At 74.7% G+C, this 22,550-nt stretch carries 21 protein-coding genes; 11 read left to right on the top strand and 10 right to left on the bottom strand.

What is annotated here, in order from left to right; all coding sequences use genetic code 11:
* Positions 1 to 34: 34 nt before the first annotated feature.
* Genes ACH4B3_RS08980 through ACH4B3_RS08970 form a run of 3 tightly spaced genes read right to left on the bottom strand, consistent with a single transcriptional unit; the run spans position 35 to position 3,619 of the window.
* Positions 35 to 853, bottom strand: coding sequence for a 3-oxoacyl-ACP reductase (locus ACH4B3_RS08980; RefSeq protein WP_398462074.1), 819 nt, complete (start codon positions 851 to 853; stop codon positions 35 to 37).
* A gap of 5 nt (positions 854 to 858) precedes the next feature.
* Entirely contained in the window at positions 859 to 2,241 is a 1,383-nt protein-coding gene (locus ACH4B3_RS08975) for an aldehyde dehydrogenase family protein (protein ID WP_398462073.1), read from the bottom strand.
* Positions 2,242 to 2,251: 10 nt separating this feature from the next.
* Entirely contained in the window at positions 2,252 to 3,619 is a 1,368-nt protein-coding gene (locus ACH4B3_RS08970; RefSeq protein WP_398462072.1) for a glutamine synthetase family protein, read from the bottom strand.
* 83 nt (positions 3,620 to 3,702) lie between these two features.
* Here ACH4B3_RS08970 and ACH4B3_RS08965 point away from each other — a divergent pair, with 83 nt between their 5' ends.
* The 5 genes from ACH4B3_RS08965 to ACH4B3_RS08945 all read left to right on the top strand — a co-directional run bounded on the left by ACH4B3_RS08965 (position 3,703) and on the right by ACH4B3_RS08945 (position 8,931).
* The gene (locus ACH4B3_RS08965) at positions 3,703 to 4,470 is read left to right on the top strand and encodes a FadR/GntR family transcriptional regulator (protein WP_398462071.1); all 768 of its coding nucleotides are present in this window, start codon (positions 3,703 to 3,705) and stop codon (positions 4,468 to 4,470) included.
* 339 nt (positions 4,471 to 4,809) lie between these two features.
* The gene (gene eat / locus ACH4B3_RS08960; protein ID WP_398462070.1) at positions 4,810 to 6,291 is read left to right on the top strand and encodes an ethanolamine permease; all 1,482 of its coding nucleotides are present in this window, start codon (positions 4,810 to 4,812) and stop codon (positions 6,289 to 6,291) included.
* A gap of 33 nt (positions 6,292 to 6,324) precedes the next feature.
* Positions 6,325 to 7,017, top strand: a complete 693-nt coding sequence (locus ACH4B3_RS08955) for a gamma-glutamyl-gamma-aminobutyrate hydrolase family protein (RefSeq protein WP_398462069.1) — start codon at positions 6,325 to 6,327, stop codon at positions 7,015 to 7,017.
* Positions 7,018 to 7,185: 168 nt separating this feature from the next.
* Positions 7,186 to 8,373 carry a helix-turn-helix domain-containing protein gene (locus tag ACH4B3_RS08950; RefSeq protein WP_398462068.1) on the top strand — a complete coding sequence of 396 codons (1,188 nt, stop codon included), beginning with the start codon at positions 7,186 to 7,188 and terminating at the stop codon, positions 8,371 to 8,373.
* 78 nt (positions 8,374 to 8,451) lie between these two features.
* A complete protein-coding gene (locus ACH4B3_RS08945; protein ID WP_398462067.1) occupies positions 8,452 to 8,931 on the top strand; it encodes a hypothetical protein in 480 nt (159 codons plus the stop codon).
* A 314-nt stretch (positions 8,932 to 9,245) separates the two neighbouring features.
* On the opposite strand, the gene ACH4B3_RS08940 is transcribed toward ACH4B3_RS08945, so the two are convergent.
* The 6 genes from ACH4B3_RS08940 to ACH4B3_RS08915 all read right to left on the bottom strand — a co-directional run bounded on the left by ACH4B3_RS08940 (position 9,246) and on the right by ACH4B3_RS08915 (position 15,169).
* Positions 9,246 to 10,469 carry an MBL fold metallo-hydrolase gene (locus tag ACH4B3_RS08940; RefSeq protein WP_398462066.1) on the bottom strand — a complete coding sequence of 408 codons (1,224 nt, stop codon included), beginning with the start codon at positions 10,467 to 10,469 and terminating at the stop codon, positions 9,246 to 9,248.
* A 107-nt stretch (positions 10,470 to 10,576) separates the two neighbouring features.
* Positions 10,577 to 11,791, bottom strand: coding sequence for a DUF6745 domain-containing protein (locus ACH4B3_RS08935; protein ID WP_398462065.1), 1,215 nt, complete (start codon positions 11,789 to 11,791; stop codon positions 10,577 to 10,579).
* 20 nt (positions 11,792 to 11,811) lie between these two features.
* Entirely contained in the window at positions 11,812 to 12,138 is a 327-nt protein-coding gene (locus ACH4B3_RS08930; RefSeq protein ID WP_398462064.1) for a hypothetical protein, read from the bottom strand.
* A gap of 200 nt (positions 12,139 to 12,338) precedes the next feature.
* Positions 12,339 to 13,295, bottom strand: a complete 957-nt coding sequence (locus ACH4B3_RS08925) for a glycosyltransferase family 2 protein (protein WP_398462063.1) — start codon at positions 13,293 to 13,295, stop codon at positions 12,339 to 12,341.
* Between the two features lie 231 nt (positions 13,296 to 13,526).
* Complete coding sequence (locus ACH4B3_RS08920; RefSeq protein WP_398462062.1) at positions 13,527 to 14,609, bottom strand: CU044_5270 family protein; 1,083 nt, start codon at positions 14,607 to 14,609, stop codon at positions 13,527 to 13,529.
* Positions 14,606 to 15,169 (bottom strand): RNA polymerase sigma factor, encoded by a 564-nt coding sequence (locus ACH4B3_RS08915; protein WP_398462061.1) that lies wholly within the window; start codon positions 15,167 to 15,169, stop codon positions 14,606 to 14,608. The genes ACH4B3_RS08920 and ACH4B3_RS08915 overlap by 4 nt, the downstream gene beginning before the upstream one ends.
* 225 nt (positions 15,170 to 15,394) lie before the next feature.
* Here ACH4B3_RS08915 and ACH4B3_RS08910 point away from each other — a divergent pair, with 225 nt between their 5' ends.
* From ACH4B3_RS08910 to ACH4B3_RS08885, 6 genes are all read left to right on the top strand, one after another.
* Complete coding sequence (locus tag ACH4B3_RS08910) at positions 15,395 to 16,351, top strand: STM4015 family protein (protein WP_398462060.1); 957 nt, start codon at positions 15,395 to 15,397, stop codon at positions 16,349 to 16,351.
* A 112-nt stretch (positions 16,352 to 16,463) separates the two neighbouring features.
* Positions 16,464 to 17,444: an STM4015 family protein gene (locus tag ACH4B3_RS08905; RefSeq protein ID WP_398462059.1), complete on the top strand. Its 981-nt coding sequence runs from the start codon at positions 16,464 to 16,466 to the stop codon at positions 17,442 to 17,444.
* Positions 17,425 to 18,630 carry an STM4014 family protein gene (locus ACH4B3_RS08900; RefSeq protein ID WP_398462058.1) on the top strand — a complete coding sequence of 402 codons (1,206 nt, stop codon included), beginning with the start codon at positions 17,425 to 17,427 and terminating at the stop codon, positions 18,628 to 18,630. The genes ACH4B3_RS08905 and ACH4B3_RS08900 overlap by 20 nt, the downstream gene beginning before the upstream one ends.
* Before the next feature lie 31 nt (positions 18,631 to 18,661).
* The gene (locus tag ACH4B3_RS08895) at positions 18,662 to 19,468 is read left to right on the top strand and encodes an STM4013/SEN3800 family hydrolase (RefSeq protein WP_398462334.1); all 807 of its coding nucleotides are present in this window, start codon (positions 18,662 to 18,664) and stop codon (positions 19,466 to 19,468) included.
* A 5-nt stretch (positions 19,469 to 19,473) separates the two neighbouring features.
* Positions 19,474 to 20,868 (top strand): STM4012 family radical SAM protein, encoded by a 1,395-nt coding sequence (locus ACH4B3_RS08890; RefSeq protein ID WP_398462057.1) that lies wholly within the window; start codon positions 19,474 to 19,476, stop codon positions 20,866 to 20,868.
* Between the two features lie 10 nt (positions 20,869 to 20,878).
* Positions 20,879 to 21,751: an STM4011 family radical SAM protein gene (locus ACH4B3_RS08885; RefSeq protein WP_398462056.1), complete on the top strand. Its 873-nt coding sequence runs from the start codon at positions 20,879 to 20,881 to the stop codon at positions 21,749 to 21,751.
* On the opposite strand, the gene ACH4B3_RS08880 is transcribed toward ACH4B3_RS08885, so the two are convergent.
* A complete protein-coding gene (locus ACH4B3_RS08880) occupies positions 21,724 to 22,530 on the bottom strand; it encodes an SAM-dependent methyltransferase (RefSeq protein ID WP_398462055.1) in 807 nt (268 codons plus the stop codon). The genes ACH4B3_RS08885 and ACH4B3_RS08880 overlap by 28 nt on opposite strands.
* Positions 22,531 to 22,550 lie beyond the last annotated feature (20 nt).

Genomic DNA, 22,550 nt, shown 5'->3' with positions numbered 1-22,550 from the left:
CGGCCCGGCTCCGTCCGGCCCGGGGCGGCAGTCGTTAAAGGGGCGTTACATAAGCGCCCGCGATGCCGCCGTCGACGAGGAACTCGGCGGCGTTGACGAACGAGGAGTCGTCGCTGGCGAGGAAGGCCACCGCGGCGGCGATCTCCTCCGGCTCGGCGAACCGGCCGACCGGCACGTGCACCAGGCGGCGGGCGGCCCGCTCCGGGTCCTTGGCGAAGAGTTCCTTGAGCAGCGGGGTGTTGACCGGCCCGGGGCACAGGGCGTTGACCCGGATGCCCTCGCGGGCGAACTGCACGCCCAGTTCGCGGGACATGGCCAGCACGCCGCCCTTGGACGCGGTGTAGCTGATCTGCGAGGTGGCGGCGCCCATCTTCGCCACGAAGGAGGCGGTGTTGATGATCGAGCCCCTGCCCTGCCGCTGCATGTAGGGGATCGCAGCCTTGCAGCACAGGTAGACGGAGGTGAGGTTGACCTCCTGGACCCGCTTCCAGGCGTCCAGGCCGGTGGTGAGGATGGAGTCGTCGTCGGGCGGGGAGATGCCCGCGTTGTTGAAGGCGACGTCGACCGAGCCGTAGGTGTCGTACGCGGTCCTGAACAGCGCCTCCACCTGTTCGGCGTCGGTGACGTCCACCTGGACGAAGAGCCCGCCGACCTCCTCGGCGGCGGCCTTGCCGGCCGTGGCGTCGACGTCGGCGCACACCACCCGGGCGCCCTCGGAGGCCAGCCGGCGGGCGGTGGCCAGGCCGATGCCGCTGCCGGCTCCGGTGACGACGGCGGTACGGCCGACCAGCCGGCGGCAGACCGGGGCGGCCTCCGGCGCGGAGGCGGGGACGTTCTCGTCGGTCGTGGTCATGGTGCTCAGTCCTCCGTGCTGATGAAGACGTTCTTGGTTTCGGTGAAGGCGTGGAGCGCGTCCGGGCCGAGTTCCCGGCCCAGGCCGGACTGGCGGAACCCGCCGAACGGGGTCCAGTAGCGGACGCTGCTGTGCGAGTTGACGGACAGGTTCCCGGCGGCGACGGCGCGCGAGACGCGGATGGCACGGGCCACGTCGCGGGTCCACAGGGAGCCCGACAGCCCGTAGTCGGTGGCGTTGGCCAGCCGTACCGCCTCGGCCTCGTCGGTGAAGGGGATGACGACGGCCACCGGACCGAAGATCTCCTCGACGGCGGTACGGTCCTCCGGCCTGCCCTCCAGGACGGTCGCCGGGTACCAGAAGCCCTTGCCGGCGGGGGCGTCGCCCCGGATGGCGGCGGGGGCGGACTCGGGCACGTAGGACCGCACCCGCTCCCGCTGGGCGGCGGAGATCAGCGGGCCCATCCGGGTGGCGGGGTCCGCCGGGTCGCCCGCGGTGAACGACCGCACCGCGGGTTCCAGCAGTTCCAGGAAGCGGTCGTAGACCGGTGCCTGCACCAGGATGCGGCTGCGGGCGCAGCAGTCCTGGCCGGTGTTGTCCAGGAAGGAGCCCGGGGCGGCGGCCGCGGCGGCCTCGACGTCGGCGTCGGCGAAGACGATGTTGGGGCTCTTGCCGCCGAGTTCCAGGGTGACCCGCTTCACCGTCGTGGCGCACTTGGCCATGATCGCCTTGCCGACCGCGGTGGACCCGGTGAACACCACCTTGGCGACGCCGGGGTGTTCCACCAGGGCGGCACCGGTGACCGGGCCCGGTCCGGGCAGCACCTGGAACAGCCCTTCGGGCAGCCCGGCCTCCAGGGCGAGCGCGGCCAGCCGCAGCGCGGTGAGCGGGGTGGTCTCGGCGGGTTTGAGGAGGACCGCGTTGCCCGCGGCGAGGGCGGGCGCGGTGCCCCAGGCGGCGATGGGCATCGGGAAGTTCCACGGGGCGATGACGGCGACCACGCCGAGCGGTTCGTGGAAGGTCACGTCGAGCCCGCCGGGGACCGGGATCTGGCTGCCGGTGAGCCGCTCCACTCCCCCGGCCGCGTACTCCAGCAGGTCGCGGACGTTGCCGGCTTCCCAGCGGGCGTTGCCGATCGGGTGCCCGGCCTCCCTGACCTCCAGGCCGGCGAGCTCCTCGAGGTGGTCGTCGACGGCGGCGGCGAAGCGGCGCAGCAGCCGGGCACGGTCGCCGGGGGCGAGGGCGGCCCAGCCGGCCTGGGCCGCGGCGGCCCGGGCGACGGCCGCGCCGACCTCGGCGGGGCCGGTCACCGGGACGGTGGCGATGACCTCCTCCGTCGACGGGTCGGTGACGTCGAGGTGGGTGATGTCGGGTGGGTGCACGGTCACGCTGCGGTCCTCACATCCGCTCGAAGGAGCGGTAGCGCTCCCAGTCGGTGACGGCGCTGTCGAAGGCGGCCTGCTCGACCCGCGCCATGTTCAGGTAGTGCTCCACGACCTCGTCGCCGAAGGCGTCGCGCGCCATGCCGCTGGCGCCCCACAGTTCGGCGGCCTCCCGCAGGGTGGCGGGGACGTGCCGGGCGTCGCCGGTGTAGGCGTTGCCGGTGCAGGGCTCGGGCAGTTCGAGTTCGTGTTCCACGCCGTGCAGACCGGCGGCGATCATGCCGGCGACGGCGAGGTAGGGGTTGACGTCGCCGCCGGGCAGCCGGTTCTCCAGCCGGTGGGCGTGGCCGTGGCCGATGACGCGCAGGGCGCAGGTGCGGTTGTCCGGTCCCCAGGCGACGGCGGTCGGGGCGAAGGAGCCGGGGCGGAACCGCTTGTAGGAGTTGATGTTGGGGGCGTAGAGGAGGGTGAGGTCGCGCATCGCGGCGAGCTGCCCGGCCAGGAAGTGCCGCATGGTCGGGGACATGCCGTACGGGGCGGTGTCGTCGGCGAGCACCGGGCGTCCGGCCTCGTCGCGCAGCGACAGGTGGATGTGGCAGGAGTTGCCCTCGCGCTCGTCGTACTTGGCCATGAAGGTGAGCGCCATCCCCTCCTGGGCGGCTATCTCCTTGGCGCCGGTCTTGTAGACGGCGTGCTGGTCGCAGGTGGTGAGGGCGTCGGCGTAGCGGAACGCGATCTCGTGCTGGCCGAGGTTGCACTCGCCCTTGGCCGACTCCACGGTCATCCCGGCGGCGCCCATCTCGTTGCGGATGCGGCGCAGCAGGGGTTCGACGCGGCCGGTGCCGAGGACGGAGTAGTCGACGTTGTACTGGTTGGCCGGGTTCATCTCCCGGTAGCCGCGCGACCAGGCACTCTCGTAGGTGTCCCGGAAGACCATGAACTCCAGCTCGGTGCCCGCGTAGGCGGTCCAGCCGCGCTCGGCGAGCCGGTCCAGCTGGCGGCGGAGGATCTGCCGCGGGGAGGCCAGGACGGGTGAGCCGTCGTGCCAGGCGAGATCCGCGGTGATCAGTGCGGTGCCCGGGTTCCAAGGGGTGCGGCGCAGGGTGCCGGGGTCGCCGTGCATGGCGAAGTCCCCGTAGCCGCGTTCCCAGGAGGACATCGCGTAGCCGTCGACGGTGTTCATGTCGGCGTCCACGGCGAGGAGGTAGTTGCACCCCTCGGTGCCGTGGTCCAGTACGTCGTCGAGGAAGAAGCGCGCGGCGAACCGCTTGCCCTGGAGTCGGCCCTGCATATCGGTGAAGGCCAGGACGACGGTGTCGATCTCCCCGGAGTCGACGAGCCTTTTCAGCTCCCCGGTGGAGAGCGGGGGCGTGCGGTCTGACACGGTGTTGCCTCCTGTGTGGATGCGACCGGGGTCATAAGGTAGGCACACAGACCATTGGTTGGGAAGTAGCGGCGGAGGGTTCGATGAACAGCGACCCGGGTACGGAGGCCGGCCCGACGGCGGAGGAGGACCGGCTGGCGGCGGTGCTCCGGCCGGTGCGGGCCGGCAACGGGTTCGAGGAGGCGCTGGAGCAGATACTCCAGATCGTGCGGCTCGGACTGGTGGCGGAGGGCGGGCGGCTGCCCGCCGAGCGGGACCTGGCGGAGCGGTTGCAGATCAGCCGGGTGACACTGCGCGAGGTGCTGAAGGTGCTCCAGGACCAGGGCCTGGTGGTGAGCCGGCGCGGCCGGTACGGCGGCACCTTCGTGTGCGCCCGGCCCGAGCCGGAGCGCGGCGAGGACGAACTGCGCCGCCGGGTGGCCGGGGTGGACGTGGAGGACGTGCTGCGGTTCCGCGAGGTGCTGGAGGTGGGGGCGGCCGGGCTGTGCGCGGCGCACGGGCTCGACGCCGGGCAGGAGGCGCGGCTGCGGGCGGCGCTGGAGGCCACCGGCGCGGCCCCGCTGCCGGAGTACCGCCGCCAGGACACCCTGCTCCACCTGACGCTGGCGGAGCTGTCCGGCTCGCCGTCGCTGGCCGCGCAGTACGCGGCGGTCCGGGCCACCGTCAACGACCTGCTGGACTGCATCCCGCTGCTGGTGCGGAACCTGGAGCATTCCCAGCACCAGCACACCGCGCTGGTGGAGGCGGTGCTGGACGGGGACGCGGACGGCGCGCGCGAGGTGATGCGGGAGCACTGCGCGGGGACGGCGGCGCTGCTGCGCGGCTTCCTGACCGGGCCGGCGGCCGTCTGAACCCGGCAGCCGCGCACCCGCCCGGCCCCCGCGCCGCGAGGCGCCCGGACCCGGGGGGCCCGCGGACACGCCTCCCCCGCCCGGCCCCGGCCCCGGCTCCGGCCCCGCGACGCGCCGCACACCCGCCCGGTCGCCGCCTCGCGACGCGCCTCACCACCGCCCGGAAGCGGCCTCGCGAGACGCCTCACCCCGGCCGGAGGCGGTCCGGCGGCGGGCCGCTGTGAGGTTCCGGTAACCACGGTTTTACGCACGGGGCTTGCGTAGCGCGGCCAGGCACGGCAAAGGTATGGCCCCACACCATTGCCCACTTGCCCTCTCGGGTGGAGCCAGGAGCGTCCCATGGCCGATGGAACCCAGTCCCGCACCCCCGCCGGTGCCGCCCCGCCGGGCGCCGCCCCGTCCCCCGACGCCGCCACCGACGCCTATCTGGAGCGGCGCACGCTGCGCCGCGGCAGCGCCGGACCGCTGCTGCTGACCGGGCTGGGCGTCGCCTACGTGGTCTCCGGCGACTTCTCCGGCTGGGACGCCGGCCTGGCCGAGGGCGGCTTCGGCGGCCTCGCCATCGCCGCCGCCCTCATGGGGCTGATGTACACCTGTCTGGTGTTCTCGCTCGCCGAGATGGCCGCGGTCCTGCCGACGGCGGGCGGCGGCTACGGATTCGCGCGGCGCGCGCTGGGCACCTGGGGCGGCTTCCTCACCGGCACCGCGATCCTCATCGAGTACGTCCTGGCGCCCGCCGCCATCTCGCTGTTCATCGGCGACTACGTCGAGTCCCTCAACCTGTTCGGCCTGGAGTCCGGCTGGCCGGTCCTCCTCGCCTGCTTCGTGATCTTCATCGGTATCCATCTGTGGGGCGTGGGCGAGGCCCTGCGCTTCAGCCTGGTGGTGACCGCGATCGCCGTGGTCGCGCTGCTCATCTTCGCCGGAGCCGCGTTCACCGAGTTCAGCGCGGGCTCGCTGGACGACATCCCGGTGGACCACGACGCGTTCGGCGCCAACTCCTGGCTGCCCTTCGGCATCCTGGGCATCTGGGCCGCGTTCCCGTTCGGCATGTGGTTCTTCCTGGGGGTCGAAGGCGTACCGCTGGCCGCCGAGGAGACGAAGGACCCGGCCCGCACGCTGCCGAAGGCCATGGCCGCCGCGATGGCCGTGCTGCTGCTGCTCGCCCTGGTCACCTTCGTCGCCGCCTGCGGCGCGCGCGGCTCGGCCGCCGTCAACTCGGTGGGCGACCCGCTGGTGCAGGCGCTGCAACCGGACGGCGAGCCGACCGTGTGGTCGCGCATCGTCAACTACGCGGGGCTGGCCGGCCTGGTCGCCTCCTTCTTCTCGCTGATCTACGCGGGCTCCCGGCAGCTCTTCGCCCTCTCCCGCGCCGGATACCTGCCCCGCTTCCTCTCCCTCACCAGCCGCCGCAAGGCGCCCTACCTGGGGCTCGTGGTCCCCGGCGCGCTCGGCTTCACGCTCGCGGCATGGAGCGGCGACGGCGCCCGGATGCTCAACGTCGCCGTCTTCGGCGCGACCATCTCCTACGCCCTGATGGCGCTCTCGCACATCGTGCTGCGGCGCCGCGAGCCGCAGCTGCACCGGCCCTACCGCACCCCGGGCGGCGTGCTGACCTCGTCGGTCGCCCTGGTGCTGGCATGCTCGGCGCTGGTGGCCACGTTCCTGGTGGACCGGGACGCGGCGTTCATCGCGCTCGGCGTGTACGCGGTGGCCCTCGGCTACTTCGCCGTCTACAGCCGTCACCGCCTCGTCGCCGCCGCGCCCGAGGAGGAGTTCGCGGCACTCGCCGCGGCCGAGGCGGAACTGTCCCGCGACTGAACACCGCAGCCTGACGAACCGTTGGAGGAACCCTTGACCGGGCGACCACCGCTGATCGGCATCAGCACCTACCTGGAGTCCTCCGCCCGCTGGGGCGTGTGGGACCTGCCCGCGGCGCTGCTGCCCGCCGGGTACCACCGGCTCGTGCAGCGCACCGGGGGACTCGCGGCGCAGCTGCCGCCGGACGACCCGCGGGCCGCCGCCGCGGTGGTGTCCCGGCTGGACGGGCTGGTGATCGCGGGCGGGCCCGACGTGGAACCGGTGCGGTACGGCTGCGCCCCGCACCCCCGCACCGGCCCGCCCGCCCGGGAGCGCGACACCTGGGAACTCGCCCTGATCGAGGCCGCACTGGCCGCGGGCCTGCCGCTGCTGGGCGTGTGCCGCGGCATGCAACTGCTCAACGTGGCGCTCGGCGGCACGCTCGTCCAGCACCTGGAGGGACACGGCGGTCCGCCCGGTGTCTTCGCCCACCACGAGGTGAAGCCGGTGCCGGGCACCCTGCTGGCCCGGCTGCTCCCCGAACCGGTGACGGTGCCGACCTACCACCACCAGGCGCTCGACCGCCTCGGCAGCGGCCTGGTGCCCGCCGCCTACGCGGACGACGGCACGGTGGAGGCGGTGGAGCTCCCGGACGCGGCGGCCTTCACACTGGGCGTCCAGTGGCACCCGGAAGCGGGCGACGACCCGAGGGTGATGGCGGCCCTGGTGGCGGCCGCACGAGCCTGAACGCGAAACCTGCGGTGCTTCCCGGTCACCTCGTCCGGCTGCGGGAGGTTCACGCGGCTCCCCGCGATGGTCCTGAGGAGGCCACCGCCGGGTGGACGCCGGGTCCCGCGTGATCGGACGGAGCACGGACGCCCGGGCGGGGGTACCGTTCCGAGTGTCGAGTTCGGAATGGGGGCAACCATGCCCGAAAGCACGTCCTTTGGCGACCGTCTGCGGGAGATCCGGAAGCGTCGGGGGCTGACCCAACGGGCCTTGGCCGACGCTGCCGGAGTGTCCGTCTCCACCATCCGGGTGCTGGAGCAGGGGGAGCATTCCGCGCCCCGTATGGAGACCGCCCGGCGACTGGCCGTTGCCCTCGGGGTTCCCACCATGCGACTGGTCTCCCAGCCGCGCGCGCAGTCCGCGGACACCGACACGACGGACCTGTGGGAACCGGTACGCCGCGCCTTGCTGGCGCCCACCGCAGCCGACGCACCACAGGAGCCGCCGACCGTCACGGGGGTGGGTGCCGCTGTCGACGCCATCACCCCCCTGTTCTCCGGCGATCGCTTCGCGGACCTTTCGGCCGCGCTGCCCGCGCTGTTGCGCGATGCTGCCGCGCTCGGGCAGGAGGGGCGTGCGACCCGGACACGGCTGCTGCAACTGACCGGATGGGTACTCACCCAGACCCGGCAGTTCGACGCGGCTTCCGCAGCCCTCACCACTGCCCTCGACAACGCCACGGACCAGCTCGACGGGGCAGCCACGGTGAACACCCTGTGCTGGCTTCGGCTGCGTCAGGGCCGCTTGTCGGACGCGCGTGAACTGGCCGTCCGGTGGGCGGACGACATCGAGCCACGGATGTCTCGGGCCGCACCGGCGGAGCTGGCGACGTGGGGGTGGATGCTGCTGCGCGTCTCGGCCGCCACCATCCGCGACGCCTGCCCCGACGAGGCGGAGAAGGCCATCCGGCTGGCTCACGCGGCAGCGGTGGCGCTGGGCCGCGAGTACTCCCCCGAGGGTGACTTCCTGAGGCGGTTCGGCCCCGTCACGGTGAAGCTGAAGCGGGTGGAGAACGCGGCGGTGGCGGGCAAGCCGGATCACGTCCTGCGTCTGGCAGGCCGGGTCCGTACCGACGGTATGCGGCCGACGTCGAACAATCGGAATCGCCACCTGCTCGACGTCGCGGACGCTCATGCCCGGATGCGGGACTACACCGAAGCCGTGCGTCTACTGACCGGGATCAACGCCTCGAGTCCTGAGTGGCTGCCGCAGCAGAGGTACGCCCGAGACATCCTCGGCCGGATCGTCGTGCGGCGCCGCACCCTGACGCCGGATATCCGGGCCCTCGCGGACGCCGTGCGACTGCCGATGTGAGTCACGCTGGTACTTCGGCGGGGCGCCCGGCCCGACTACCATTGAGCACCCTTTTCGAACGCGCCTACCGTCGCCGGCATGGGCAGTGAACAGCGCAGCTCCACGCACGACTACGCAACCGAAACACCGTGGACACCTCCCGCCGGGCCGGACGTCACGCTCGTCCCGGCGGGACGGTGGTGGGACGCGATCAAGGTCCCCACCTTCGTGGGGATACCGGCTCTGGACCGGCTCGCGAGGACCGGTGCCGTCATCCACGACGGCTTCGCGGCACGCATGTACTGGTTCATCCCGCCCGGTACCGGCCGCGCCTGGGACTGGCCCGCGCTCCAGCAGGTCGAGCTGCACAGCACCACCACGTACGTCGCCGTACCGGCCGCGCACCACACCTGCCCGCCCGGACTGCACTGGCACGTCCCGCCGACCGGCGGCTGTCTCACCGACCCGGCCGGGCTCCAGCGGGCCCTCCGGGAGGTGGTGGACACGGCGCTCGGGCCCCGGCCCGCCACCGTCGACGTGCTCACCCGCCGGACCCGGCAGCAGCGGGCCTGCCGGTGAGCGGCGAGCGGCACCTGGCTCCTGCCTGCCGGCTCGCCACCGAGCGGCCGGAGTACGCGGACGCCCACGCGGAGTGCCGGGGCCCGCGCGAGGTCCGGCTGCCCCCGCTGCCCGGCCGGGGCCCCGGCCCGCTCGTCCTGACGGTCCGGTGCGACTGCGACTGCCATCGTCCGCCGGGGGCCCGTGGACCCGGGGACCGGGCGGACGGCGTGCCCCTTGCGGCACCGCCGCCGGAGACGGACGGCAGCAGGCCGGAAGCCACCCGGCCGGGGCCCGCGCCGGACGCCGGGGACCGGGCCGGTCCGGCCGATGGGCTACAGGTGCGCCTGGGCCTGCTTCCGGGGGACCGCGACCGTGCTGTCCCGCACCCCGGCGGTGAGTCCGGCCTCGCGTCCGCCGCCCTCCGGGCGGGCGGCCACCGCCCGCCACCACAGTTCCAGCGGCAGCCCTGCCGCCGGCTCGAACGGCTCGCCGGGGCGGGGTATCACCACAGTGGCACCGGCGGTCTCCGCGGCGGTCACCGAACCCTCGGCGGGCTCCTCCCACGGGTGCGGGGCGAGGTTGAACGTGCCCCAGTGGATCGGCAGCATGATTCCGCTCGGCGCGCCACCCTGGAGGTCCAGATGGGCCCGCATGCCTTCGTCCGGCGTCATGTGGATGTCCGGCCACAGCTCGCTGTAGGCGCCGATCTGGATCATCGTCGCGTCGAACGGCCCGTGGGCGGCGCCGATGTCGGCGAAGCCGGGGAAGTAGCCGGTGTCGCCACTGTGGAAGATCCGGTGCTCCGGCCCGGCCACCACCCAGGAGGCCCACAGGGTGTGCTGGGTGTTGCGCAGCGCGCGCCCGCAGAAGTGCCGGGCCGGTGTCGCGGTCAGGGTGACCCCGGCGATCTCGGTGGACTCGTGCCAGTCCAGTTCGGTGATCCGGCCCGGCGGCACGCCCCAGTGTTCCAGATGGGCCCCGACGCCGAGCGGGACGACGAACGCCGCCCCGGTGCCGACCAGCGCCTGGATGGTGGGCATGTCCAGGTGGTCGTAGTGGTCGTGGGAGATCACCACGGCGTCCAGCGGGCCCACCTCGGACAGCGGCACCGGGACCGGGTGGAGCCGCCGGGGGCCGGCGAAGGTGAACGGCGAACAGCGCTCGCCCCAGACCGGGTCGAACAGCACCCGCCGCCCGTCGATCTCCGCCAGCACGCTGGAGTGCCCCATCCAGGTCAGCCGGAGCCCGGAGGCGGGCGCCGCGGCCAGGTCGGCGAGGGTCGTGGGGTGGACCGGCACGGTGCCGGCGGGCGCCCTGCGGATCCGGTCCTCCTTGCGGAAGTAGGTCGGCAGGAACTTGAGCAGCGAACCCGACGGGGTGATCCGGGAGGCCACCGGATTGGTGAACACCCCGTCCGCGAAGTGCGGCGACCTCCGGATGCGCGCCATCCGCTCCCCCGTCGGGTCCGCTCCGAAGGCGGCCGGGCGCGGCAGGCCCGGCAGCCTCCCGAGCGGCCTGCGGCGGGTCTGCGGCTCCGTCGAGTCAGAAGCGGTCACGGCACCTCCAGAGGGCGGGAGCAGGTCACCTCATTATCTGCTGAATTCCCGCGCACGGCTGATGATCTTCCGTTCCGCCGCTCCGGCCGGGCCGGGCCGCCCGGCGCTCAGGTCTCCCGGCGCGGGTGGTAGTCCTCGGCATCCAGCCCGAAGGTCCAGGCGACGCCCTCGCGGGCGGTGCGGGTGCGCGGGGGTACCCGCAGCCAGTAGGTGCGGTGGGTGCCGTCCGGCTCGGGAGTGGAGTTGATCACCTCCACCATCACCACCGGCTCGTCGTCGGGCAGTTCGATCCGCCACAGCACCCCGGTGTCGTCCCGGTGCACCGGCTGGGCCCCGGATTCGGCGAGGTAGCGCTCGTATCCGTAGTGCTCCAGCATCACCCGCCGCAGTTCGGCGTTCTCCTCGCCGCGGATCCGGGCGGGGGTGAGCCCGGACAGCTGCCGCAGGAAGTCCGCGGGCACCGGCATGCCCCGCCACGCGTACAGCGCGAAGCCGTCGGGGTAGGCGAGTGCGGGGCCGTCGCCCCGGTCCAGCCGCCCCGCCTCGTCCCGGTGCAGTTCCACCGGACGCTCCGAGATGATCACCAGGCGCTCGTAGGGCCACCACCAGCCGGCCGCGCGCGCCACCTGGGCAGGGCCGGCCGGCGGGCCGGCGGCCGGGTCCGCGTCCGCCGCGCCGTCCGGCACCGGCTCCGCCGCGCCGTCGACGGCCGCCAGCCAGGGGGCGTCGTGCTGTCCGAGCACGGCGTGGAGCAGGGCCAGCCGGACGGTCAGCTCCTCGCCGGGGTCCGACGCCAGTTCCTCCACCACCCCCGTGCGGACCCGCTCGGTGAGCGCCCGGGTCACGTCCCACAGGGGTGCCGCGGTCAGCGCCCAGCGCTCGGCCCAGCCCACCGGGCCCAGGTCGGTGTGGAGCCGCTCGCGCCGGGCCGCCCAGGGGCGGGTGCGCACCTCCTCCCGGACCGACCGGCCCGCCGCCTCCGGCCCCGGGGCGATCCCGGCGGCCCGCAGCAGACCGGTGGCCCGGGCCGCGACGTCCCCCGGCAGCAGGGCGCCGTCGCCGGTCAGCAGCAGGGCCGCGGCGGTGCCCTCCAGCGGGGACGCCGCCCACACCACCCGGGCGGGTTCGTCGAGCCCGGCCTGCCGGTAGGCGAGCCGGACGCCCGCCTCCGCCGCCGCCCGGTCGGCGGGGCCGGTCGCCGCGGCCACCGCCCGCCAGTCGGTCCGCCCGCCGGTGGCCCCGGCCGTGCCCGGCCCGGTCCGTCCGCCCGCCGCCGGCTCCGCCGTCCCGGCGCCCCGGCCTTCGCTCACCACTGTCGTCATGTCCTCGTCCCCCGTCCGTCTCAGTCCGCCACGACGCGCACGGCGCCCGGCGCGTACTCCCGCTGCCGCACCACCCGGTACCACCCCTTGGGCAGCGGTATCGCGGCGTGCTCCTCGTGCACCACCCGTCCGCCGTCCGGCAGTTGCAGGTAGGAGACCCCGAACGGGCCCGGCTCCCGCATCAGCTCCCCCGGTCCGACCACCGCGTGCGCGTGCCCGGTGACCTCGCCGAGCGCCAGCACCAGGCGTCCGCGTGCGTCCCTGGGCTGCCGCGGCAGCGCGGTGGTGCCCGGCGGCAGCGCCTCCTCACCCACCGGCACGATGAGCACGTCCCCCTGTCGGTACATGTCTTTCCCCTTCGCCCCTTCCCCTGGGGCGTACGCGCCGTCCGGTCGTACGCACCCTCGCGGGGACCGGCCGCGGAACGGCGGCCGGTCGATGTCCACGACGCTACGCGGGGGGTCCGACAGGGAGGGTGCGGGCGGCTTCGGCGGGGTCTGCCTCCGGGGCTGACCGGTAGCGGCTGGGGGCGCCTTGGGCCGCGGTCTCAGCGGCGGGCGCGCCGCGCCCGCCGCAGGACGCCGGCCCGCTCGGGGTCCATCCCGGCCAGGGTGCGGTCCAGCAGGTCCTGCGGCATGTTCCGCAGCGCCTCGCCGGCCCGCTTCCGCAGCTCCCCGGCCACCGGGGCCTCGTAGCGGCGCTGGTTCGCCAGGTGGAAGGCGATCATCGCGCAGTAGGTGCGTACCGCCTTGGGGAGGAAGCGGTCCGCCTCGGGGTCGGCGGCCACCTCGGCGAGCAGCCGGTCGTGGGCGGCGATGAAGTCCAGCTGCCGGGCGTCGGGTATCCGGGTCAGGGAGGTCGGCACCCCGCGCCGGTAGAACACCCCGAGCAGGCCCGCCACCGCGCAGGAGGCGGCCGTCAGGTGCAGCCGCCAGGTCCACAGCCGGTCCTCGGCGGTGCGCAGGTCCTCGGCGAACCGCATCCTGCCGTCGTCGAAGAGGTGGCGGCGGTAGATCCCCGCCCAGACGAACGGGTAGTCCACCATCGAGGTCGCGGCGGGCGGGCCGATCAGCGCGCGCGGGTCGCGGACCGTGCCGCGCGGCCCGGGGGCCCGCCGGATCTCCCGCTTCTTCCCGGTGCTCTGCACATGGTCGGTCCGGACGAAGTCGCAGTCGTACTCCTCGATGGCGCGGACGAGTTCGGCGAGGTACCCGGGCGCGTACCAGTCGTCGCCGTCGAGGAAGGTGAGGTACCGGCCGCCGGCCGCGTCGATGCCGCTGTTGCGGCTGCGGGCGATGCCCCGGTTGGTCTCGTGCCGGATGAGGGTGGCGCCCGGCAGGGCGGGCAGCCACCGGTCGATGATCTCGCCGGTGGCGTCCGTGGAGCAGTCGTCGACCAGGACGAACTCGGTCGTCGGAGTCGCGTTGCGGGCCAGGCCGCGCAGGGCGTCCTCGGCGTACTGCTGCACGTTGTGGAAGGGAACGATCACGGAGAGTGTCGGCATGGGTGATCCCGTGGGTGGTGCGGGGCGGGCCGGCCGTCGGCGGATGCCGGGCGGCCCGCGCGGACTCGGGGCCGGCCGGCGGTGGACGGCCCGTCAGGGCGGTGGGTCCCGCGGGCGGGGCGCGCCCGCGGGACGGAAGCGGCGAGGGGGTCAGGGCCCGGCACGGGCGGTGGGGTCAGGGCCCGGTACGGGCTGGGGGGTCAGGGGCAGGCCCGGGTGCGGACGGCGGGGTCAGGGCTCGGTGCGGGCGGTGGCGCGCTGCGCGTCCTTCCGGGATCCCGGGTCGGGGGTGCCGGACCCGCCCCGGAGGTCCGGCCCCTCGCCGGGCAGCGGGATCCCGTTCGCGGGCCCCGCTTCGAGGTAGGTGGTACGGCGGACGAGCGCGCCGCGCTCCACCGTGTCGAAGGCCAGCACCCGCGAGGTCCGCGGGTCGAGGACCATGCGGAGGACGCTCGTCGCCGACCGGTCCAGCTCCACCCCGGTGCCCACCCGCCCGGCCCCGTCCTCGACGTCGCCCACCAGGCGGACGCCGGGGATGCCGGCGAGGACCCGGAACAGCCCGGCGCGCAGCTCCGGGCCCGCCGGGGAGGTCGCGAGCAGGCGGTCGATGGTGGTGAACGCCTCGGCCCGGGCCGATGGCGAGGCGGACCGGCGGACGATCCGCTCGCGGAGTTCGTCCGGGGCGGTCGGCAGGCTCGCCACGTTCTTCCAGGACATCCGCTTTCCGAACAGGACCCAGTTGACGGGCGCGTCCGCGGCGTCGTACGGCCGGTGGCTGACCTTGCCGTCCCGGACCAGTGCCGCCGTCCCGTCGCGGGTCACCCAGGCCGTGGTGTCCGACGCCTCGCGGCCGTCGGCCCACACCCGGGTGCGGACCCTCCAGACGGCCGCGTCGTTCGGCGCGCCGGGCCGCTCGGCGGCGACGGCCGCCATATGGCGGAGAAAGGTGCCGGCGCCGCTCGCGACCGTCGAGGTGACGGTGCGGTCCGGGTCGCCGTCCGGGCGCAGACCCGGGAGCACGGCGGCCGCGGTGATGACGGCGGCGGCCGCCACGGCGGCGACGGCGGCCGGCCGGAGCCGGCCCGCGCGGCGACGGCCGGGCGCGGCCGGGGCCAGCACCACCACGGCGCCGTCCGCCGGGGCGTCCTCGGCGGAGCGTTCCGCCGCGGCACGTTCCGCCGCGGCGGCCGCGCGGACCGCCCGCAGCGCCGCGTCGACGGCGGCGCCGCTCGGCGGGGCGACGTCACCCGCGGCCCGCAGCCGGTCGGCCCCGGGGAAGTCGAGGGTGCCGGGGTCCGGAGAGTCCTGGTTCACGCGGGGCCTCCTGCCATGCGCAGTGTGCGGGGTGGTTCGGGGGGTGCGAGTGCGGTGCGCAGCCGGGACCGGGCGCGGTGCAGCCGCGACCGGGCGGTGCCCGCCGGGATGCCCACCACGGCCGCCGCCTCCGTCGGGGTGAGCTGCTCCCAGGCGACCAGGAGCAGCAACTCCCGCTCCACCGACGGGAGCTCGGCCAGGGTGCGGCGGATCAGTGGCGCCACCGCCGCGGCGTCCAGCCGCTGGTCGACCGCGTGCCACGGGTCGCTGCTCTCCTCGCCGCCGCCCGGGTGCGGGGCGCGGCCGCGGTGGCGCCAGTGCGCGGCCAGGACGTTGCGGGCCACGCCGAACAGCCAGGTGCGCACCGTGCCGCGGGCCGGGTCGTAGCCGGCCCGGCCGGCGTAGGACCGCAGCCACACCTCGGCCAGCAGATCGTCCGCCGCGTCCGGTGCGCGGCGCGCCAGGTACCCGTGCAGTGCGGCCGAGTGCCGTGTCACCAACGGCTCGAACGCCTCCGCGTCCGTGACCGAACGGATGAGGAGATCGTCATCCGTTGCCATCTCATCCCCCATCTCCCCGTGACCGCGCAGACCGCGGCCCCCTGCCCGGTACTTGTGCGCCGGGCGGCGAAGCGTTCGCGGGACGGGTGTGACCTTCGCGACACCGGTGACGCCACCGGTGACCCGGTCGGGGCCGGCACCAGCGGGCCGGGGGCCGCGGTGTCGGTGGCCCTTGGTACAAATCCCTTCGTACACCAGCCCGCATCCGCGTCAGGAGTCCGTCTCATGTCCGCTGTCGAGCACTTGCAGGAACTGCACGGCCTCCCGGCCTTCGACTTCCCCGTCGAGGGCGCGGCCGGGCTGCCCGAGCCGGACGCCGTGGCCTGGCGGATCTCGGTGAACCCCTACGAGGACGAGGACACGGAGTTCGCGGACGTCTGGGCGCGCTTCCTGGACACGGTCGACCCCGCCCGGGTGCGGGCGGTGATCCTCGGTCAGTGGGGTGAGGCGTACGACAACGACTCGGGCGTCCTGGTCGAGCTGCTGGTGGCGGCCCGGGACCGGCTGACCGCGCTGCAGGCGGTGTTCCTCGGCGACATCGTCCCCGAGCAGCAGGAGATCTCCTGGATCGAGCAGTCGGACGTCACCCCGGTGCTCGACGCCTACCCCGCGCTGGAGGAGTTCGGGGTGCGCGGCGGCAGCAAGCTCGAGTTCCCCGCGGTGCGCCACGAGAAGCTGCGGACCCTGTCCTTCGAGACGGGTGGGCTGCCCGGCGGCGTGGTGCGCGGGGTGGCCGCCAGCGAACTGCCCGCGCTGGAGTACCTGGAGCTGTGGCTGGGGGTGGACGAGTACGGCGGTGACACCACCGTCGCGGACCTCGCCCCGATCCTGTCCTCCGGCCGCTTCCCCCGGCTGCACCACCTGGGCCTGCGCAACAGCGAGATCCAGGACGAGATCGCCGCCGCCGTCGCCGGTGCCCCGGTGGTGGCCCAGCTGCGGTCGCTGGACCTGTCGATGGGCGTGCTCACCGACGCGGGCGCGGAGGCGCTGCTGGCCGGGCAGCCGCTCAGCCACCTGGAGTGGCTGGACCTGCACCACAACTACTTCAGTGACGAGGTGTCGGCCCGGCTGAGCGACGCGCTGGAGGGGGCCGGGGTGGAACTCGACCTCTCCGAGCGCGGTGACGAGTGGGAGGACGAGGAGGAGGGCACGGTCGAGCGCTACACGGCCGTCGCCGAATGATCCCGGCCGGGCCGCGCGCGCGGCGCCGACCGGCCGCCCGCCGGCCCGCCCCCGGACCCCGCGGCCCCGCCCGGACCGCCACCTCGCCGACCGTACGACGGGAGCACACCTCGTGATCAGCGACTACCTCGGTTCCTTCGGGGACCTGCCGGTGACCGATTTCCTGCACTGCGTCGAGAACGACCCCGCCGCCCTGCCCGCCGCGGACGCGGTGGCCTGGCGGATCGCCATCGACTACGACACCGAGCGGCCGTTCGCCGAGGTGTGGCGGCAGTTCCTGGACACCGTCGCCCCCGAGGAGGTCCGGGCGCTGGTGATCGGGGCGTGGTGGGACGACGAGTACGTCCCCATCCAGCCGGTGCTGGACCTGCTGGTGGCCGCCGCGCCGCGGCTGCCCGCCCTGCGCGCGCTGTTCCTCGCCGACGTCACCGCCGAGGAGTGCGAGGTCTCCTGGCTCCAGATGTCCGACGTCACGCCCGTGCTGGAGGCGTTCCCGGAGCTGACCGAGTTCGTGGCACGCGGCTGCGGCTACAACGAGCCGGGCGAGAACCTGGCGCTGCGGCCGGTGCGCCACGAGCGGCTGCGCACCCTGCGGCTGGAGTCCGGCGGCCTGCCCGGCGAGGTCGTGCGGGCCGTGTCGGCCAGCGATCTCCCGGCGCTGGAGTACCTGGAGCTGTGGCTGGGCGTCGACCAGTACGGCGGGGACGCGACGGTCGCCGATCTCGCCCCGGTCCTCGCCGGAGCCCGGCTCCCCGCGCTGCGCCGACTGGGGCTGATGAACAGTGAGATCCAGGACGAGATCGCGGCGGCGGTGGCCGCCGCCCCGGTGGTCGCCCGGCTCGACGTCCTCGACCTGTCGATGGGCATCCTCACCGACACCGGGGCGGAGGCCCTGCTGGCGGGCCAGCCGCTGACCCATCTGTCCCGGCTGGACCTGCGGCACCACTACCTGTCCGACGCGATGATGGCGCGGCTCCGCGAGGCGCTGGAGCCGGCCGGGGTCGAGGTGGAGCTGTCCGGGCAGGAGAAGCCGCACACCTGGGAGTTCCGGGGTGAGGTCCGGGAGAGCCGGTATGTCGCGGTCTCCGAGTGATCCGGCGCCGCCCGCGCCGCCGGAGGCGCCGGCCCGCGGCCCGGCGGGCGGCGCGGCCGGCCCGCGGTTCGCGGTCGTCGGCAACCCGGAGAACCGCCGGGTGACGCTGTTCGCCGCCGCCGTACGGGCGGCCGGGCTGCCCGCCCCCCGGGTGCTGCCCTGGCGGGAGGTGCTGGACGGCGGGGCCGCGTTCCGGCGGGGCGAGACCGTGCGGGTCGACTCCCCCGGCGAGGAGCCGGAGGTCGAGCGCCGGCTGCGCGGGGTCGCCGATCCGACCCGGGTGGAGGGCACCGCCCGCTGGTACGCCCGGTTCACCGGGGCCGTGCGCGGTGTCGCCGCGGCCGCGCACACGTCCGGCGCGCGGCTGCTGGACGACCCGGCCGAGCTGGCCGTGCTGTTCGACAAGCGGCTGTGCCACGCGGTGCTGGAACGGGCGGGCGTCACGGTGCCGCCCTCCCCCACCTCGGGGCCGGACGGTGTGCCGGTACGCGGCTGGGAGGACGTCCGCGCCCTGCTGGGCACCGCCGGACTGCGCCGGGCGTTCGTGAAGCTCGCGCACGGTTCGTCGGCGTCCGGGGTGCTGGCCGTCGAGCGGTCCGGGCCGGGCCGGGTCCAGGCCGCCACCTCGGTGGAGCGGGCCCCGGACGGCGCGCTGTTCAACTCGCTGCGGGTGCGCCGGTACACCTCCGAGGCGGAGGTCGGCGCCATCGTCGACGCGCTGGCCCCGGACGGCCTGCACGTGGAGCGCTGGCTGCCCAAGGCGTCCCTGGGCGGCCGGGCCGCCGATCTGCGGGTCGTGGTGACCGGCGGGCGGGCCACCCACGCGGTGGTGCGCACCAGCCGCTCCCCCATGACCAACCTGCACCTGGGCGGGGCGCGCGGCGATCTGGCCGCGGCCCGGGCCGCGGCGGAGGCGGCCGGGGTGCCCTTCGCCGCGGTGCTCGGGCTGTGCGAACGGGCCGCGGCCTGCTTCCCCGGCACCCTGTGCGTCGGGGTGGACCTGCTGCCCGGCACCGGCTGGCGGCGCTTCGCCGTCGGCGAGGTCAACGCGTTCGGCGATCTGCTGCCGGGGCTGACCGGCCTGCCGGGCAGCGGCGCGGAGGGCCTGGACACCTATGGCGCGCAGGTCGCCGCCGCGGCGCTGCACGCCCCACACGAGGAGCACCACCACGATGCCGTTGCCTGAGCCCGGCCCCGCGCAGCTCGAACTGCCGGACATGAACGAGGTCGTGGGCAGCCACGACCTGCTGCTGGTCACCCTGGACACCCTCCGCCACGACGTGGCGGCCGAACTGGCCGCGGCCGGCCGGATCCCGAACCTGGCCCGCCGGCTGCCCGGTGGCCGCTGGGCCGAGCACCACGCGCCCGGCAGCTTCACCTACGCCTCCCACCAGGCGATCTTCGCCGGGTTCCTGCCGACGCCGGCCGCCCCGGGTCCGCACCGGCGGCTGTTCGCGGCCCGGTTCGCGGGCAGCGAGACCACCGCCGGGGGCACCTATGTGTTCGACACCCCGGACCTGGTGTCCGGGCTGGCGGCGGCCGGGTACCACACGGTGTGCGTGGGCGGCGTGGGGTTCTTCAACAAGCAGGGCGCGCTCGGTTCGGTGCTGCCCGGTCTGTTCCGGGAGAGCCACTGGGAGCCGGAGTTCGGCGTCGCCTCGCCGACGTCCTTCGAGGCCCAGGTGGCGTGCGCCGAACGGGCGGTGGACCGGGTGCCGCGCGAGCGGCCGCTGTTCCTCTTCGTCAACGTCTCCGCGCTGCACCAGCCCAACTGGTTCCACCTGCCCGGTGCCACCCGCGAGGCGGGGGACTCCCGGGCCACCCACGCGGCGGCCCTGGAGTACGTCGACCGGCACATCGGGCGGCTGTTCGCGGCGGCGAGCGGCCGTGGCAGGCCCTGTTTCGCGATCGTCTGCTCGGACCACGGCACGGCCTATGACGACGACGGCTACACCGGCCACCGCATCGGCCACCCGGTCGTGTGGACCGTGCCGTACACCCACTTCTTCCTCGAGGCCCGTTGATCCCGATGCCCAGCACCACCACCCAGAGCACCAGCGCAGGCCCCACCCCCGGCAGCGGTACGGCCGGGGCCGTGCCCCGGCCGTACCAGAGCTATGTGTACGCCTATCCGCACAAGACGGCCTACCGCAGGCTGCCGGACCGTCCGGCACTGGCCGGGCTGTGGGAGCGGGAGCCGACCGACGCCCTCTCGCTCTACCTGCACGTCCCGTTCTGCGAAGTGCGGTGCGGCTTCTGCAACCTGTTCACCCGGATCGGCGCGCCGGACGGGCTGACCACCGCCTACCTCGACGCGCTGGAGCGGCAGGCGGGCCCGGTGCGCGCCGCGCTCGGCGACCGGCCGCGGTTCGCCGCGGCCGCGTTCGGCGGCGGTACCCCGACCTTCCTGACGGCGGCGGAGCTGACCCGGCTGTGCGACATCGCCGAGCACCGGATGGGCGCGGATCTGCGGGCGGTGCCGCTGTCGGTGGAGGCGTCCCCGGCGACCGCGACCGCCGACCGGCTCGCGGTACTCGCCGAACGCGGCACCACCCGGCTGAGTCTGGGGGTGCAGAGCTTCGTGGAGGCCGAGGCGCGGGCCGCGGTGCGCCCGCAGCGGCGGGCCGACGTCGAGGCGGCGCTCGGCCGGGTGCGGGACGCCGGGATACCGGTGCTCAACATCGACCTCATCTACGGCATCGACGGGCAGACCCCGGACAGCTGGCGCCGGTCGCTGGACGCGGCCCTCGCCTGGCGTCCCGAGGAGCTGTACCTGTACCCGCTCTACGTGCGCCCGCTGACCGGGCTGGGCCGGCTGGGCGCGGGCGCGGACCGGGCCTGGGACGAGCAGCGCCTGGCGCTGTACCGGCAGGGGCGCGACCATCTGCTGGCCGCCGGCTACCGGCAGGTGTCGATGCGGATGTTCCGGCGGGCCGACGCCCCGGCGGTCGTCGCCGAGGGCGGGGTGGACCACGCCTGTCAGACGGACGGGATGATCGGGCTGGGCTGCGGCGCCCGGTCCTACACCTCGGCGCTGCACTACTCGTTCGACTACGCGGTGGACATGCGGGAGATCCGCGCCATCGTCGACGACTACGTGTCCCGGCCCGCGGCGGACTTCGCCCGTGCCGAGTACGGGCGGTGGATGGACGCCGGCGAGGCCCGGCGGCGGCATCTGCTCCAGTCGCTGCTACAGGCGGAGGGGCTGGCGGTGGAGGAGTACCGGGCCCGGTTCGGCACCGGGCCGGCGGACGACTTCCCCCGGGAACTGGCGCGGTTCGCCGGGTTCGGCTGGCTGGACGAGGCGGCGGGCCCCGGGCACCTGCGGCTGTCGGCCGAGGGGCTGGCCCACTCCGACGCCCTGGGCCCGGAGCTGTTCTCACCCGCCGTGCGTGCCGACATGGCCGCGTACGAACTCAAGTGACGGTGATCCGATGGACCTGACGATCCTGTACCGGGGGCCGCTCGCCTCCTGCGACTACGACTGCCCCTACTGCCCGTTCGCCAAGCGCCGGGACAGCCGGGAGCAGCTGCGCGCCGACCGGGCGGCGCTGGAGCGGTTCGCCGACTGGGCGGCGGCGCGGACCGAGGACCGGCTGTCGGTGCTGTTCACACCGTGGGGCGAGGGGCTGGTGCGCTCCTGGTACCGGCGTGCCCTCACCGAGTTGTCCCGGCTGCCGCACATCCGGCGGGTGGCGATCCAGACGAACCTCAGCTGCCGCACGGACTGGGTCGCCGGGGCGGACCCGGAGACGCTCGCGCTGTGGTGCACCTACCATCCGGGGCAGACGCCGTACGACCGGTTCATGGCCAAGTGCCGGGAGCTGGACGGGCGCGGTGTGCGGTTCAGCGTGGGCGTCGTGGGCCTGCCGGAGCACCTGGAGCAGGCCCGCCGGCTCCGCGCCGAGCTGCCGGAGCGCGTGTACCTGTGGGTGAACGCCGCCGAGGGCCGGACCTACACCGATGCGGAGGCGGCGGTGTGGACGGAGCTGGACCCGCTGTTCGAGTACAGCCGCCACCCGCACCGAAGCGCCGGTCTCCCCTGCCGGACCGGCGCTTCGGTGGTCTCGGTGGACGGCGACGGTACGGTCCGCCGCTGCCACTTCGTCCGGGACGAACTGGGCAATCTCTACGACGGTTCCTACCGTGCCGCCCTGCGGCCCCGCCCCTGCCCGCTCGCGGTGTGCGACTGCCACATCGGCTATGTGCACCTGGAGTCGCTGCCGTTGTACGACGTCTTCGCGGGCGGTGTGCTGGAGCGGATTCCGCGGACCGGAGGTCAGCTCTTGCGGCCCACCCCCGCGTAGAAGCCGATCCGGCGCAGTTCCTCCGGCGTGGGCGGGGTGCCGTCCGGCCGCCACGCCGGGAGCTGCACCACGCCGGGGTCGAGGAGCTCGAAGCCGTCGAAGAGGCGCTCCACCCCGCGGTGCGAGCGGACCGTCAGCGGCGCCGTGGATCCGCGGTAGGCGCGGAAGGTGTCGTCGTGGTCGCCGGGGTGGAAGTCCGAGGTGGCGTGCGAGAGCACCAGGAAGCTGCCGCTGGGCATGGCCTCCCGCAGGGTCGCCACGATGGCCCGCGGGTCCTCCTCCTCGGAGACGAAGTGCAGTACCGCGACGAGCAGTACGGCCACCGGCTGGTCGAAGTCGATGAACTCGGCGATCGCCGGGGAGTGCAGGATCTTCTCGGGGTCGCGCACGTCGCCCAGCGCGAAGCTGGTGTTGGGGGCGCTGGTCAGGCGGGCCCCGGCATGGGTGGCGACGATGGGGTCGTTGTCGACGTAGGCCACCCGCACCCGCGGGTCCTCGGCATGCGCCACCTCGTGGGTGTTGGGCGAGGTGGGGATGCCGGTGCCGATGTCGACGATCTGGCGCACGCCGTTGCGCACCACGTGGCGGACCGACCGGGCGAGGAAGGCCCGGTTCTCCCGGGCGGTGACCCGGATGTCGGGGAGTTCCCCGATGACCAGCTCCGCGGCCTCCCGGTCGACCTCGTAGTTGTCCCGGCCGCCCAGGAAGTAGTCGTACATGCGGGCCGGGTGCGCTCTGCTGGTGTCTATCTCCTTGGGGGAGAAGCTCTGGTCGGTCACACCGTTCTCCTCAGAAACGT

It is taken from the genome of Streptomyces sp. NPDC018031 (assembly GCF_044327625.1).
In the GTDB taxonomy this organism is placed as follows: Bacteria; Actinomycetota; Actinomycetes; order Streptomycetales; family Streptomycetaceae; genus Streptomyces.
Note: the sequence above shows the minus strand (reverse complement) of the source record. Positions and strands in the feature narration are given on the sequence as shown.